The organism is Bowmanella sp. JS7-9, from assembly GCF_004329715.1.
GTDB lineage: Bacteria > Pseudomonadota > Gammaproteobacteria > Enterobacterales > Alteromonadaceae > Pseudobowmanella > Pseudobowmanella zhangzhouensis.
This window is the reverse complement of sequence record NZ_JXSY01000013.1, coordinates 147,762-160,963: the sequence shown is the minus strand read 5'-3', so window position 1 is coordinate 160,963 and position 13,202 is coordinate 147,762. Positions and strand designations below refer to the sequence as shown.

At 49.8% G+C, this 13,202-nt stretch carries 12 protein-coding genes; 9 read left to right on the top strand and 3 right to left on the bottom strand.

Features of this window, described 5'->3' with window-relative positions; genetic code table 11:
- Positions 1 to 67: 67 nt before the first annotated feature.
- The 9 genes from TK45_RS08030 (at position 68) to TK45_RS07990 (ending at position 10,227) form a co-directional block, all read left to right on the top strand.
- Positions 68 to 1,558, top strand: a complete 1,491-nt coding sequence (locus tag TK45_RS08030) for a CoA-acylating methylmalonate-semialdehyde dehydrogenase (RefSeq protein WP_131258129.1) — start codon at positions 68 to 70, stop codon at positions 1,556 to 1,558.
- Positions 1,559 to 1,567: 9 nt separating this feature from the next.
- On the top strand, positions 1,568 to 2,725 hold the full coding sequence (locus tag TK45_RS08025; protein WP_131258128.1) for an acyl-CoA dehydrogenase family protein: 1,158 nt from the start codon (positions 1,568 to 1,570) through the stop codon (positions 2,723 to 2,725).
- Positions 2,726 to 2,733: 8 nt separating this feature from the next.
- Positions 2,734 to 3,840, top strand: coding sequence for an enoyl-CoA hydratase/isomerase family protein (locus tag TK45_RS08020; protein WP_254426567.1), 1,107 nt, complete (start codon positions 2,734 to 2,736; stop codon positions 3,838 to 3,840).
- 15 nt (positions 3,841 to 3,855) lie between these two features.
- A complete protein-coding gene (gene mmsB / locus TK45_RS08015; protein ID WP_131258126.1) occupies positions 3,856 to 4,746 on the top strand; it encodes a 3-hydroxyisobutyrate dehydrogenase in 891 nt (296 codons plus the stop codon).
- A gap of 2 nt (positions 4,747 to 4,748) precedes the next feature.
- Positions 4,749 to 5,510, top strand: a complete 762-nt coding sequence (locus TK45_RS08010) for an SDR family oxidoreductase (RefSeq protein WP_131258125.1) — start codon at positions 4,749 to 4,751, stop codon at positions 5,508 to 5,510.
- 199 nt (positions 5,511 to 5,709) lie between these two features.
- Complete coding sequence (locus TK45_RS08005) at positions 5,710 to 6,276, top strand: outer membrane beta-barrel protein (protein WP_165490743.1); 567 nt, start codon at positions 5,710 to 5,712, stop codon at positions 6,274 to 6,276.
- A 158-nt stretch (positions 6,277 to 6,434) separates the two neighbouring features.
- Positions 6,435 to 7,208 carry an ABC transporter substrate-binding protein gene (locus TK45_RS08000; RefSeq protein ID WP_131258123.1) on the top strand — a complete coding sequence of 258 codons (774 nt, stop codon included), beginning with the start codon at positions 6,435 to 6,437 and terminating at the stop codon, positions 7,206 to 7,208.
- Positions 7,209 to 7,255: 47 nt separating this feature from the next.
- Complete coding sequence (locus TK45_RS07995; protein ID WP_131258122.1) at positions 7,256 to 8,278, top strand: LacI family DNA-binding transcriptional regulator; 1,023 nt, start codon at positions 7,256 to 7,258, stop codon at positions 8,276 to 8,278.
- A gap of 326 nt (positions 8,279 to 8,604) precedes the next feature.
- Positions 8,605 to 10,227 carry an alpha-amylase family glycosyl hydrolase gene (locus tag TK45_RS07990; RefSeq protein WP_131258121.1) on the top strand — a complete coding sequence of 541 codons (1,623 nt, stop codon included), beginning with the start codon at positions 8,605 to 8,607 and terminating at the stop codon, positions 10,225 to 10,227.
- A 54-nt stretch (positions 10,228 to 10,281) separates the two neighbouring features.
- On the opposite strand, the gene TK45_RS07985 is transcribed toward TK45_RS07990, so the two are convergent.
- The 3 genes from TK45_RS07985 to TK45_RS07975 all read right to left on the bottom strand — a co-directional run bounded on the left by TK45_RS07985 (position 10,282) and on the right by TK45_RS07975 (position 13,144).
- On the bottom strand, positions 10,282 to 11,295 hold the full coding sequence (locus tag TK45_RS07985) for a ChaN family lipoprotein (RefSeq protein WP_131258120.1): 1,014 nt from the start codon (positions 11,293 to 11,295) through the stop codon (positions 10,282 to 10,284).
- A 134-nt stretch (positions 11,296 to 11,429) separates the two neighbouring features.
- Complete coding sequence (locus TK45_RS07980; protein WP_131258119.1) at positions 11,430 to 12,911, bottom strand: DUF3413 domain-containing protein; 1,482 nt, start codon at positions 12,909 to 12,911, stop codon at positions 11,430 to 11,432.
- A 14-nt stretch (positions 12,912 to 12,925) separates the two neighbouring features.
- The gene (locus TK45_RS07975) at positions 12,926 to 13,144 is read right to left on the bottom strand and encodes a DUF1414 domain-containing protein (RefSeq protein ID WP_131258118.1); all 219 of its coding nucleotides are present in this window, start codon (positions 13,142 to 13,144) and stop codon (positions 12,926 to 12,928) included.
- Positions 13,145 to 13,202: the final 58 nt, after the last annotated feature.

Genomic DNA, 13,202 nt, shown 5'->3' with positions numbered 1-13,202 from the left:
AAAGGTAAAAAATTTGTTAGTGTTAGTCACAATCAAAGCAAACCGTTAACAGGTAGCAAGGTACCCTATGCAAATTGTTCCAATGTTAATCGATGGCGAATTTGTCGCTTCGCAAACAACCCAATTCATTGACGTGACCAATCCGGTAGATAATTCGGTCATCGCCAAAGCCCCTTGTGCGACCGCGGAAGAAATGGATCGTGCGATTGCCAGCGCTAAAGAAGCGTTTAAATCCTGGCGAGAAGTGGCCGTGCCAGAGCGTGCACGGGTGATGATGCGCTACCAGGCGTTATTAAAAGAACACCAAAAAGATATCGCCGAGCTACTTAGTCAGGAAACCGGTAAGACCTTTGCCGACGCCATGGGTGACGTGTGGCGCGGTATCGAAGTGGTAGAGCAGGCGATGAATATTCCTGCGTTAATGATGGGCGAAACCGTCGAGAACGTGGCGCGCAGCATTGATTGCTACAGCTATATTCAACCGCTGGGTGTCTGTACTGGCATTACCCCGTTCAACTTCCCGGCGATGATCCCGTTGTGGATGTTCCCGATGGCAATTGCTGCAGGTAACACCTTTATCCTTAAGCCATCAGAGCAGGATCCGTTGACGCCGATGCGTCTGGCCGAACTATTCATGCAAGCTGGCGCGCCAAAAGGTGTATTACAGGTGGTGCATGGTGGTAAAGAGCAGGTCGATACCCTGTTGACCCACCCGGATATTAAAGCGGTATCTTTTGTTGGTTCAGTACCGGTTGGCCAGTACATATATAAAACTGCCACAGACCATATGAAACGTGCGCAATGTTTTGCCGGCGCCAAGAACCACTCGGTAATTATGCCGGACGCCAATAAAGCCCAGGTCATTAACCAGTTGGTGGGTGCCAGCGTGGGTGCTGCGGGTCAGCGTTGTATGGCCATTTCTGTGGCGGTATTTGTCGGTAAATCCAAAGAGTGGATCGAAGATCTGGCGCAGGAAATCAGCAAGATCCGTCCCGGCTTATGGAACGATGAGCAGGCCGGTTTCGGTCCGCTAATTAACCCGCAATCTAAAGCCCGCGTGCTTGGCCTGATTCAAAAAGGCAAAGATGAAGGTGCGACCTGTTTGCTGGACGGCTCGGATTTCACCCTGCCTGGCTATGAAGCGGGTAACTGGGTTGGCCCAACGGTATTCAGTGATGTTACGACCGATATGGCCATTTACAAAGAAGAGATTTTTGGCCCGGTATTGTGCTGCATGAGCGTGGATACGCTGGAAGAGGCGATTACGCTGGTAAATAACAACCCATACGGTAACGGTACGTCTATCTTTACTGCCAGCGGTGCGGCGGCGCGTAAATATCAGCATGAAGTAGAAGTCGGTCAGGTCGGTATCAATGTGCCTATTCCTGTGCCACTGCCGTTCTTCTCGTTCACTGGTTGGAAGAATTCCTTCTATGGCGATCTGCATGCCTACGGTAAGCAAGCGGTGCGTTTCTACACAGAAACCAAAACCGTAACGTCACGCTGGTTTGAAGACGATATTCCGACCGGTCCTAACCTGACGATCAATCTGCGCTAAGGAGTTCCCATGGATTTTAATCTGACTGAAGATCAACAGGCGTTTGCCGATGTTGCCCGCCAGTTTGCCGAACAGGAACTGGCACCGAACGCAGCTAAATGGGATCAGGAGCACTATTTCCCGAAAGAAGTGATTCAAAAGTCCGGTGAGCTGGGTTTTTGCGGCCTGTATGCGCCGGAAGAAGTCGGTGGATTGGGCCTCAGCCGTCTGGACAGTGCGATTATTTTTGAGCAACTGTCCATGGGCTGTACTGCCACTACCGCGATGATGACCATTCACAATATGGCCAGCTGGATGATTGCTACCTGGGGCACCGAGGCGATTAAAGCCAGTTGGTGCGATGAACTGGTCACCGGCCAAAAGTTGGCGTCTTACTGCCTGACCGAGCCAGGTGCGGGTTCAGACGCCGCCTCGTTGCGCACAACCGCGAAAAAAGACGGTGATGAGTATGTGATTAACGGTTCGAAGATGTTTATCTCTGGCGCCGGTGCCACAGAAGTGCTGGTCGTCATGGCGCGTACCGGTGAAGCAGGGGCGAAGGGTATTTCAGCCTTTGTGGTGCCAGCCGACGCGGCGGGGATTGAATACGGCAAAGCCGAAGAAAAAATGGGCTGGAATGCACAGCCAACCCGTTTGGTAAGTTTTGATAACGTGCGAGTACCTGCCGATCACCTGTTGGGTGAGGAAGGCCAGGGCTTTACGTTTGCCATGAAGGGCCTTGATGGCGGACGCATCAATATTGCCGCCTGTTCACTGGGTACTGCACAACAGGCGCTTAATACAGCGCGTAACTATATGCTGGAGCGTCAGCAATTTGGTAAGCCGTTAGCGGCGTTTCAGGCGCTGCAATTCAAACTGGCTGATATGGCCACTGAATTAGTCGCTGCGCGCCAGATGGTGCGTCTGGCCGCGTTTAAGCTGGACAATGGCGATCCGGAAGCGACGGCTTATTGTGCTATGGCCAAGCGTTTTGCTACCGATGTGGGCTTTAATGTGTGTAACGAAGCGCTGCAAATCCATGGTGGCTATGGCTATATCAAAGAATATCCGCTGGAACGCCATATGCGTGACGTGCGCGTGCACCAGATTCTGGAAGGCACCAACGAAATTATGCGCTTAATTGTCGGCCGTCGCTTGCTGGCAGATGATCAGGTGCAGATTCTGTAAGGATGACCATGGATAAGGTTATTTTTAATGAAATATCGTTGGCCAATGGTAAACGCCTTGGCCATGCACGCCTGAATAAACCTCAGGCGCTCAATGCACTGGATCTGGACATGATTCAGTTGCTTATGCCACAACTGACAACCTGGCAAGCCGATGGGGATGTGGTGGCAGTGGTGCTGGATGGCGAAGGCGACAAGGCATTTTGTGCCGGTGGTGACGTGGTCGACATGTACCATGCGATGGTGGCGAGTCCCGATAGCACACCAGCAAAAGTCGAGCAGTTTTTCACTGAAGAATACCAGCTGGATTATTTGATCCACACCTTCGGTAAACCCTTTGTTGTGGTCGGTAATGGGATCGTGATGGGCGGCGGTTTAGGCTTGTTTGCCGGCGCTTCACACCGCATCGTCACGCCGACCAGCCGTATTGCGATGCCGGAGATCACCATTGGCCTGTATCCGGATGTAGGCGGCAGTTATTTTCTGAATCAAATGCCCACCGGGGTTGGCCTGTTTCTGGGGTTGACCGGTGCCAGTATTAACGCCCGCGATGCACTGGATATCAATCTGGCAGACGCCGCCATGAATGATGTGACGCATCTGATTGATGCACTACGCTGCCTGGATTGGCAGGGCGAGTCTGCGGCGGATAACACTATGATAGGTACCTGGTTAGCGCAGCAAACTGAGCAAGCGACCCTGCCTGCGGGGCAGGTTCGTGAGGTGATGCAGGAATGTGTTTCCTTTGCCGCCATGCGCACCAGTGAGCAAATCGTTGCGGCAATTCTGGGTATGGACAATACCGGCAACGAATGGCTGCAGCGGGCGCAAAAAACCTTGCAACAGGGTTGCCCACTGACCATGGCGATCGTACCCGAGCAGCTCAGCCGGGCTCAGGACATGAGCCTGGCTGATGTGTTTCGTATGGAGTTGACCCTGTCGTGCCGCTGCGCGCAAATGGGTGAGTTTCAGGAAGGTGTGCGCGCACTGTTGATTGATAAAGATCGCAGCCCTAAATGGCGCTACCAGAACGCAGCAGAGATCACCCCGCAAGTGGTGGCGCATATGTTTACCCCGTTATGGCAGGGTGCGGCGCATCCTCTTGCCCGCCTTTAATCAGGAGAGACTGACATGGCAACAATCGGATTTATTGGATTAGGTAATATGGGTGGCCCAATGGCGGCCAATCTGGTCAAAGCAGGCCATCAGGTGCGGGTATTTGATCTGGTTAAAGCCAGTATGGATAGCTTGGAAGAGCAGGGTGCTAAAGCCTGTAACACCGCCATCGAAGCGGTGCAGGGTGTGGACGTAGTGATCAGCATGTTACCGGCCGGTAAACATGTGGCGGCGCTTTACACCGGTAAAGACGGACTGATGCAGCATCTGGCGTTTGGTACGCTGGTCATCGATTGCAGCACTATCGATGCGGATACCGCCAAGGTTGTTGGAAAGACCCTCGCAGAAAAAGGCATCGAATTTATCGATGCGCCGGTTTCCGGCGGCGTAGGTGGTGCCACCGCTGGCACGCTGACGTTTATTGTCGGCGGCAGCGAAGCAAACTTTGCCAAAGCCAAACCCGTACTGGAAAACATGGGTAAAAATATTTTCCATGCTGGCGACGTTGGTGCGGGACAGGTTGCCAAGATCTGCAACAACATGCTGCTGGCGGTGTTAATGAGCGGTACCGCAGAAGCATTGCAAATGGGGATCGACAATGGCTTGGATCCAAAAGTGCTGTCGGAAATCATGCTGAAAAGCTCCGGCCGTAACTGGACGCTGGAATTATATAACCCGTGTCCTGATGTGATGGAAAACGTACCTTCGAGCAAAGGCTATCAGGGCGGTTTTATGGTCGATTTGATGCGCAAAGACCTGGGGCTGTCACAGGATTGTGCGCGTAGCAGTAATTCTTCCACGCCCATGGGCGCGCTGGCGCTTAGCCTGTATAACCTGCATGCCGCAGGGGGTAACGGCAAGCTAGATTTCTCCAGTATCTTTAATCTGTTTCAACACAAGGGTTAATCATGCAACTGAAAGGTAAAGTGGTCGCCGTAACAGGCGCTGCACAGGGGCTGGGTTTTGCCATGGCCAATGAATTGGCGATGCAGGGTGCACATATTGCCCTGATTGATATGCAGGCCGAGGCGTTGCAAGGCGCGGTGGCTGAAATCGAAAAGTACGGAGTCACGGCGCGCGCTTATGCATTGAATGTGACCGACGAAGCGGCGGTGGAAGTAACTTTCGCGCAAATCATGGCCGATTTCGGTCAGTTAAATGGCTTGATCAACAGTGCTGGCATTATGCGCGATGGCATGTTGCTGAAAGTCAAAGAAGGCAAAGTGGTCGGCAAAATGTCAGCAGACCAGTTCCGCAGTGTTATCGACGTAAATCTGACCGGCACCTTTCTGTGTGGTCGTGAAGCCGCTGCACAAATGGTGGAAGCAGGCTGTGAAGGTGTGATCATTAATATTTCTTCGGTATCCCGCGCCGGCAATATGGGGCAGAGTAACTACTCGTCGTCTAAAGCGGCGGTGGCTGCGATGACAGTGACCTGGGGTCGCGAACTGGCGCGCTTTGGTATTCGTGTAGGCTGCATTGCGCCGGGCTTGGTGAATACTGCGATGGCTAACCAAATGCGTCCGGAAATGATGGAACGCTTCCTGTCGACTGTGCCATTGGGTCGTCTGGCAGAAACCTCTGAATTAGGTCACGCCGCCAAATTTATATTCGAAAACGATTATTTCACCGGTCGTACGCTGGAATTAGACGGCGGCACCCGGGTGTAAATTAACGTGTTTTATCAAGGCCGCTTTTGCGGCCTTTTTTAATTGTGAAAAAGTGTTAAAAGCTGAGTGCAGATTTTACAAATTCACACAATTAACTCGTTGTTTTTTAATGGTAATTTGTTAATTTTCAATCTCCATTTTACGGCATATTTTTGCGGACACATGGAACACAATTTCAATGGAACAAGGAAAACGAACAATGAAAAAATTTGCAGCAGTATTAGCGTTGGGTTTGTGTGCATCTACTTTTGCACAAGCGGAAACCGCACCAAATTGGAAATTCGTAGAAGGTGGCTGGGCACAGGCGGAGTTTCTGGGCGTCAACATGAATGGATTCAATCTTGGTGGCTCTGCTGAAGTGAATGAGAATGTATTCTTACGTGGTGATTTCACTCAGGTTTCTAAGTCTGGTGTTGACTTGGACTGGACCTCACTGGGTGGTGGCTACATTTTCTCGGTGAATAACACAACTGACATGTACGTTGGTGTTAGCTACGAGCGTGTTGGAGCCGATGATGGCGAAGATGATATGAGCGATTCAGGTTATGGCGTTCAAGCTGGCGTGAAATCTATGCTGACTGACAACTTCGAGCTAAATGGTGAAGTGGGTTATGTCAGCATTGATGGTGAGTCTGAAACCATGTTTACCATTGGTGGCCAGTTTTACGTGAATAAGCAATTTGCTATTGGTGCCAGCTATAAACAAATGGATCTGGACGGGATCGATTTCAGCGTGACTAAATTAACCGCGCGTTATTCATTCTAAGGTTCGAGTTCTCTAATAAAAGGCAGCTAACAGGCTGCCTTTTTTGTCATTGCAGTTTTTACTTTTGCTTATCGACGCTTTTTTGTACACTATCTATACCGTTTAAGCCCATCGAGCCTTCTGTGCGATTAGCTAGCTGTATCCTTCTGTTGCTTTGTATGACGCTGTGGAATATTGGCTGGGCTAGCACGTTACCTTCGCGCCTAAAATGCGCCAGTGACACCTTTGAACCCTACGTAATCGAAACCTCCCAATATGCATCTCTGCAGGGCGTAAATGTTGAATTGGTTGAGAATGCTGCCTCTCTGCTGGGTATAGAAATTGAGTTTAATCGCGTCCCGTGGGCGAGGCTTGAGCAAGCATTAAAAGAAAATCAGGTAGATTGTGCCGTAGCGTTCTTCCTTACCCCCGAGCGGGCGCAATCCATGAACTACACTCGCGTACCGATTCAGTTCACCAGTTACAATTTGTTTACCCACACAGGCACCCTTAAAAAAGGGTGGGGGACTGAGCAAATAAAAGGGTGGCAGATTGGTTATCATCGTGGCTTTTTATTACCGCAGGAATTGACTCAGCTGGCTGACGAAAATGCCATTAAACTTGTGGCGTTACAGTCAGAAGAGCAAGCGTTAGCTATGTTGGTTAAGCATCGGTTAAACGCACTAATCACCAACAAAGACGTGGGGTTGTATCTGCTGAAAAAGAACAACTGGCACGGTATAGACGTTATTTCACCTGCGTTTAGTTACACCCCCGCGTATCTGGTGTTTAGTAAAAAAGATGGGTACGAAGGCTTCATTCCACTGTTCGATGAAGCGCTATTTGAGCTGATGAAAAACGGTCGGTACGCGCAAATACGTCAACAATATGGATTAGAGCAAATCAAAACCCTGGCTGATAACACTGATTTGTCTGGCGTTGGCAATCCGTAAACTTCGCGGTAATATCCTGTGAATCAAGGAATTAGGCATCACCTGACATGAAGCACAGACCCACCTCGTTTGATATCGCCTATGAGGCTGGTGTCTCTCAATCCACGGTTTCCCGCGCGCTGCGTGACAGCCCGTTGGTTAACCCTGAGACACGCAAAAAAATCAAAGACATTGCCAAAAAGCTTAACTACAAGGTGGATAAGAACGCCAGCAATCTGCGTTCTCAAACCAGTGGCACGCTGGCGTTATTGTTGTTTGAAGATCCTACCAACGATGACTCCATGATTAACCCGTTTTTTCTGTCGATGCTTGGCAGTATCACCCGCGCAGCCGCGAAACATGGCTACGACTTGCTGGTGTCATTCCAGCAATTGAGTGATGACTGGCATGCTGAGTACGAAGATAGCCATAAGGCTGATGGCTTGATTTTATTGGGCTATGGGGATTATCTGGAATACGAGGGTAAACTGCTAAAACTGATTGACCAAGACACACATTTTGTGCGTTTTGGTGCGGTGTTAGAGCAACAACCTGGTGTGTCCATTGGTTGTGATAATTACCGTGGTGGCTTCGATATGACCCGTCATTTGATCGGATTAGGACGTCGCCATTTTGCCTTTTTAGGTGGCGCCTCAGCTGCCAGTCCAGAGTTTCAGGAACGTTTCCAGGGGATGACATCAGCGTTGGCACAAGCAGGGCTGGATGCATCTAATATTCCCCAAATCGATGCAATCAGCACCGAAGAGGCCGGCTATGAGGCGGCCAACCAGTTACTGGATCGTCAAATGAAACTCGATGCAATTAATTGCGCCAGCGACTTAATCGCCATTGGTGCGATTAGAGCGTTGAATGAGCGCGGCTTGCGCGTACCAGAAGATGTGGCGGTGGTGGGCTTTGATGATATTCCGATGGCGAGCTTCGTTAATCCACCGTTGACCACGGTCAAACAAAATACCCGACTGGCCGGAGAGGTGTTAGTAGAGACACTGCTGAACCTTATTCGTGGTGAGGTTCCGGAAACCACACGTTTGCCTGCGAATTTAGTAATCCGAAAATCCTGCGGCGCCTGACGCTTTGGCTGCATACGTATTCAGGTTTATGCATGTCGCCGGGTGGCATGCATAAATGTCCCACCGGCAAGGCCATTGCGCTTGTCTGGAAATCGCCAAAAAATCGAAAAACCTCTGAAATTTCATAAAGTTAATTAATTGTTAATGAAAGTTTCAGTGATTCTATAAGTGACTGTAATTAAACAATAAAGCCGTTAAAAAATGCATAGCCCATGCATACGTATGCATGGGTGCAAGGGGCATTTTTCTGTTTTGCTTAAAGGCATAATAGCCAACTAATAACAAAAGTTGAGGCTCAACGCTGAGCCTGTTACGAGGATGAATACATGACAGAAAAAGCCTGGTGGCGCGGCGCCGTCATTTATCAGGTGTACCCCCGCAGTCTGATGGACGCAAATAACGATGGGGTGGGTGATCTGCGTGGAATTATCAATAAGCTCGATTACATTGCATCACTGAATGTGGATGCGATTTGGATCTCGCCGTTTTTTAAATCGCCGATGAAAGACTTTGGTTACGATATCAGTGATTATCGTCAGGTAGATCCCATGTTCGGTAATGAAACCGATATTGATGAACTGATTGCCGAAGCACACCAGCGTAATATCAAAGTGATTATCGATCAGGTGTTAAGCCATACCTCTGATCAGCACGAGTGGTTTATCGAAAGTCGCGAAGACAAAACCAATCCTAAGGCCGATTGGTATGTGTGGGCGGATTCTAAGCCCGATGGCATGCAGCCTAATAACTGGTTATCCATTTTCGGTGGCCCGGCCTGGCAGTGGGAGCCTCGTCGCAAGCAATATTACATGCATAATTTCTTAACCAGTCAGCCTGACTTGAATTATCACAATCCTGACGTACAGCAAGCGGTGTTGGATAATGTGGAATTCTGGCTGAAAAAGGGCGTGGACGGATTGCGTCTTGATGCCATTACCTATTGTTTCCACGATAAACTGTTGCGTGATAATCCACCCAAAGCAGAGGAAGACCGGGTAGGGCGTGGTTTTAGCCCAGACAATCCATACGCGTTCCAGTATCACTATTACAATAACGCGCTGCCGGAGAATATTGGCTTTATTGAACGTTTACGCAGTTTGATGGACAAGTATCCGGGTACTGTGACATTAGGCGAAGTGACCTCTGAAGACTCGCTGGCAACCATGGCCGAATACACCGAAGGCAACAATCGCCTGCATATGTGTTACAGCTTCGAATTACTGACAGATGATTACTCCGCTGATTACATTCGCAGCACAGTGGCTACGCTGGAACAGCAAATGCAACAGGGTTGGTCATGCTGGGCAATCGGTAACCATGACGTGCAACGTGTCGTCACCCGTTGGGGTAAAGGCAAAGGCAACGCACAAATGGCGAAAATGCTTAATGCCATGTTGTTCAGCCTGCGCGGCAGTGTCTGTAGTTATCAGGGCGAAGAACTGGGTTTGACCGAGGTCGATATCCAGGAACATGAGTTACAGGATCCATACGGCATTACCTTCTGGCCACGATTCAAAGGCCGGGATGGTTGTCGAACGCCACTGCCTTGGGACAACGAAGCAGAAAATGCGGGTTTTAGTCAGCACAAAACCTGGTTACCTATTCCACCTGAGCATAAGGCGCTGGCTGTTTCTACCCAGGAGTCTAATCCTGAGTCGATTTTACATGCCTACCGGGCGTTTTTAGCCTGGCGTCGCCAGCACGGGGCGATGCGCGATGGCGACATCCGCTTTATCGATACCCCGGAGCCATTACTGCAGTTTGAACGTCAGCAGGATAGCGAACATTTTATGTTGTGCTTTAACCTCGGTGATACATCGCAGCAGATTATGCTAGAGCAGAACTGGCAGATTATAGAACCCGTCGCTGGCATGCAGGCACAGTGGGCGAACCGCACAGGTGAGCAGGTTAATTTACCTGCCTATGGTGTAATGATTGCCAAGCGCTAAGATGCGCTGCAGATAATAAAAAAGCCTCCGGTCGGAGGCTTTTTTATTGTTTCATTATTCGCTGCCGGCAGCGTCGCTGAAGTTACAGTCCACATTAGATGGCGTGAAGGCGGATTTCATCCACGCCTGCTGATATTCCGGTAACTTAACGTTGTCGCTGATTGGGGCAATAAGTAACAAATAATCGCCTTTTTTGAGCATGTCTTCGCTAATATCACTGTGCTGCGGATCGTCGAGTAAAACCGGTTGGATAACCGCGACTGAGGTGTTCAAACGGCGGGTAACGCGCTCGACAGTGCCCAGATGGTCTTCGCTGTGGAAACTACCGTTGGTGTGCACCACCATACTCTGTGGATGGGCAGTCAGATAATTAACGATGCTCTGTGCCATGGTCTCATCCCGCACGACCTGACCGGCATAGCTGTTCAACATGCGTTGACTGGGGCGCTCTTGATTGCCATGGCCGCCCATGGAACCGATGAATTTTTCGAAATAAGCGCCTTCCTGACTAAAGTCCATTTCCTTTGCAACGTTAATACGACGATTGGGTGGCAATTTATCTAATAGCGCCGGGCCCTGCCGACCTACGCAGACCACAATGTCTTTGGGCGCATTGGCTGCGATCACAGGTAAATTATTGTCTCGGGCATAGTCCACCAGAGGTCGATAACTGCCTTTATAGTTTGGCCAGGCGCGGGCATAGTGGGTTAACGTCCATTCGCCTATCTCACCCGCGGTATAGCGATCCAGCCATGCCTGTGTGTCGGTTTCGAATTGTTCCATGGATAACGCAATTTGCGGATGCCGGGCATGCAGTGCCTGCAACATCTGCATTTGAAATAAATGTGCGCCCGGATGGCTATGGGCTTCGCCTAAAAAAATCACCTGCTTACTGGCCAGGGCATCCGCGACTTCAGCGAGACTCACCAACTTGCCACTGTTATCCAGCAGCGCATAATCATACAGGGTGTGTAATTTGGGTAACTCAGTCTGTTGGCCAGACGGTGTTACACTACACCCGGCTAGTGACAATCCCAACACGATCAATGTGGTTAACTTTTTGTGCATCGCTATTCTCCGTTTTTGCCATAGTGCAGAAAATCTCAATGCTCGCCAAGTAGCGACGGCTAACTGATTGATGTTTTGGGGATTATTAGCGATGAAGGACAGCAGGCATCCGCGATGAATGCCTGCTGTTGGAGTTAGTTTTGAATAAAGCGACTGACGTGTTTCACCGCACGGCTAAGCAAACTGGTATTCAGTTCGCTGCTGTTTTCCGTACCGTCGGTTAAATCGAAGATTTTGTAGTTACCTAATACGTCGACTTCCACCCGTTCATGTTCGGTCAGAAGAATCACTTTGTCACCGGCTGTGGTCACGGTCCAATTGCGGCTTGGTGCAAATAAATTCTGTCCGGTGGAGTAGTCGGCAATATTGGCTGAGCACCCCATCAGGCCGAGTAAGGTTGGTGCGATATCCTCAGCCGTCGCCAGCGTGCTGACGCCGTTGCTGATCACATTGCTGTACCAGTTACCAGCGGGGTTATGGGCACTGGCCATCATGATCGCCGTATCACCGGCATGGCTAAGTAATTCCCGTGCGCGTTTTAGCGGTACTTTGGCAATGACGATCCCGGCCAGGTTCTCCTGCCAGAAGCTGTCACCCAAAAATTCAGCAGACTCTATGGTCATAAATGGCACATTAAAGTTACGCGCAATGTCGGCAATCAGTGGGGGTACGGTAACCACCCCCTCGTATAGCGCGGGTAAACCATATTGGGCACTGAACCAGGCCGATTGTGGATTGGGGTTATTTACGAAAATCCCCTGGCTTTGCAAATTAAACTCCACCGCGAGCTCATCGGCATTGTCAGATTCGACCCATAAAAACATGGCTTTGATGCCCGGTGTGACGCTGCAATATACCGGTTTCAGCGGATAGTTAACCTGATGAACTTTGCGGTCCAGTTGCAAGGCTTTGCGTTGTTCATAGTTGGCCAAATCCAACATACCATATTTGGCCATCAGGGTTTTCGCCGTGGCAGGATAGGACAACGGGAACATATCGTCCTGTTTAACGATTGGCTGATATAGATTGGCATCTGCCCAAATATGCGTTGCGTGGCCAATAAAGAAGCAGGCAATGAAGAACAAACCAATGGGTTGCGCATAGCGATGCAGCATAAAGCGCTCAATGCGTTTCCACAGGGCATTCGCCAACAATAATTGAAACGACAACCACACCACAAACAGCAGCACCAGCATGCCCCATTGCTGCCAGCCCAGCGTGTCCATCATGATGCGGGTTTCGCTTTTTACCAACTCGGCGCTGCTAAAACTCACATGCACACCGTGTTTTACGTATAGCAGGGCATCAAACGCCAGCAACGCGAGTCCGACCGCAGCGACTAACGCGGCCGCGGCCTTAACCACTTTGACATTACTGACCAGATAACACAGCGGCAGGATTAAAATCACGAAGCCAATAAAGGTCAGGAACGCGATATGACCAATCCAGTTACTGAACAGGTACGCGACTCCGATGGCAGTGGACGGTGCCGGTGAACTGAACACATACAATGACGAGATCGTCAGTGCAATCAGGATATTAAAGAAAGTAAACCAGTGTCCCCAGCGGGATAATTTAGTAACCCGCTGGCGTCTTGGTGTTTCGGCTAAAATCATAGGCGTGCTTTTTTCTAATTATTGGTGACACTTTTCATTAAAATTTCGGTAAACTTTGCGGCCATTTGCTGGCGATGCTCAGCATTGGTCTGGTTGCGCAAAATATTGGTAATAATATTGCCCAGCGCCATCAAGCTCAATTCCCGACTGGCCTGATGTTTTTCTAACACAGAAATTAAATCATTGGTCAGGGCGTCGAATTGTTGATCGGAATATTTAGATTGTTGTGGCATGTAAAACATCTCAAAGGCAAGTTGCCGCTATATTAGCAGGGTTTCACACGTCACTCCA

What these genes read in the sequence shown, in the direction of transcription:
- TK45_RS08030 (WP_131258129.1), top strand. Translation starts at nt 68, where the DNA reads ATGCAAATTGTTCCAATGTTAATCGATGGCGAATTTGTCGCTTCGCAA.
- TK45_RS07975 (WP_131258118.1), bottom strand. Translation starts at nt 13,144, where the DNA reads ATGCCACAACAATCTAAATATTCCGATCAACAATTCGACGCCCTGACC.
- TK45_RS08005 (WP_165490743.1), top strand. Translation starts at nt 5,710, where the DNA reads ATGAAAAAATTTGCAGCAGTATTAGCGTTGGGTTTGTGTGCATCTACT.
- mmsB (WP_131258126.1), top strand. Translation starts at nt 3,856, where the DNA reads ATGGCAACAATCGGATTTATTGGATTAGGTAATATGGGTGGCCCAATG.
- TK45_RS08020 (WP_254426567.1), top strand. Translation starts at nt 2,734, where the DNA reads ATGGATAAGGTTATTTTTAATGAAATATCGTTGGCCAATGGTAAACGC.
- TK45_RS07985 (WP_131258120.1), bottom strand. Translation starts at nt 11,295, where the DNA reads ATGCACAAAAAGTTAACCACATTGATCGTGTTGGGATTGTCACTAGCC.
- TK45_RS07990 (WP_131258121.1), top strand. Translation starts at nt 8,605, where the DNA reads ATGACAGAAAAAGCCTGGTGGCGCGGCGCCGTCATTTATCAGGTGTAC.
- TK45_RS08010 (WP_131258125.1), top strand. Translation starts at nt 4,749, where the DNA reads ATGCAACTGAAAGGTAAAGTGGTCGCCGTAACAGGCGCTGCACAGGGG.
- TK45_RS07980 (WP_131258119.1), bottom strand. Translation starts at nt 12,911, where the DNA reads ATGATTTTAGCCGAAACACCAAGACGCCAGCGGGTTACTAAATTATCC.
- TK45_RS07995 (WP_131258122.1), top strand. Translation starts at nt 7,256, where the DNA reads ATGAAGCACAGACCCACCTCGTTTGATATCGCCTATGAGGCTGGTGTC.
- TK45_RS08000 (WP_131258123.1), top strand. Translation starts at nt 6,435, where the DNA reads ATGACGCTGTGGAATATTGGCTGGGCTAGCACGTTACCTTCGCGCCTA.
- TK45_RS08025 (WP_131258128.1), top strand. Translation starts at nt 1,568, where the DNA reads ATGGATTTTAATCTGACTGAAGATCAACAGGCGTTTGCCGATGTTGCC.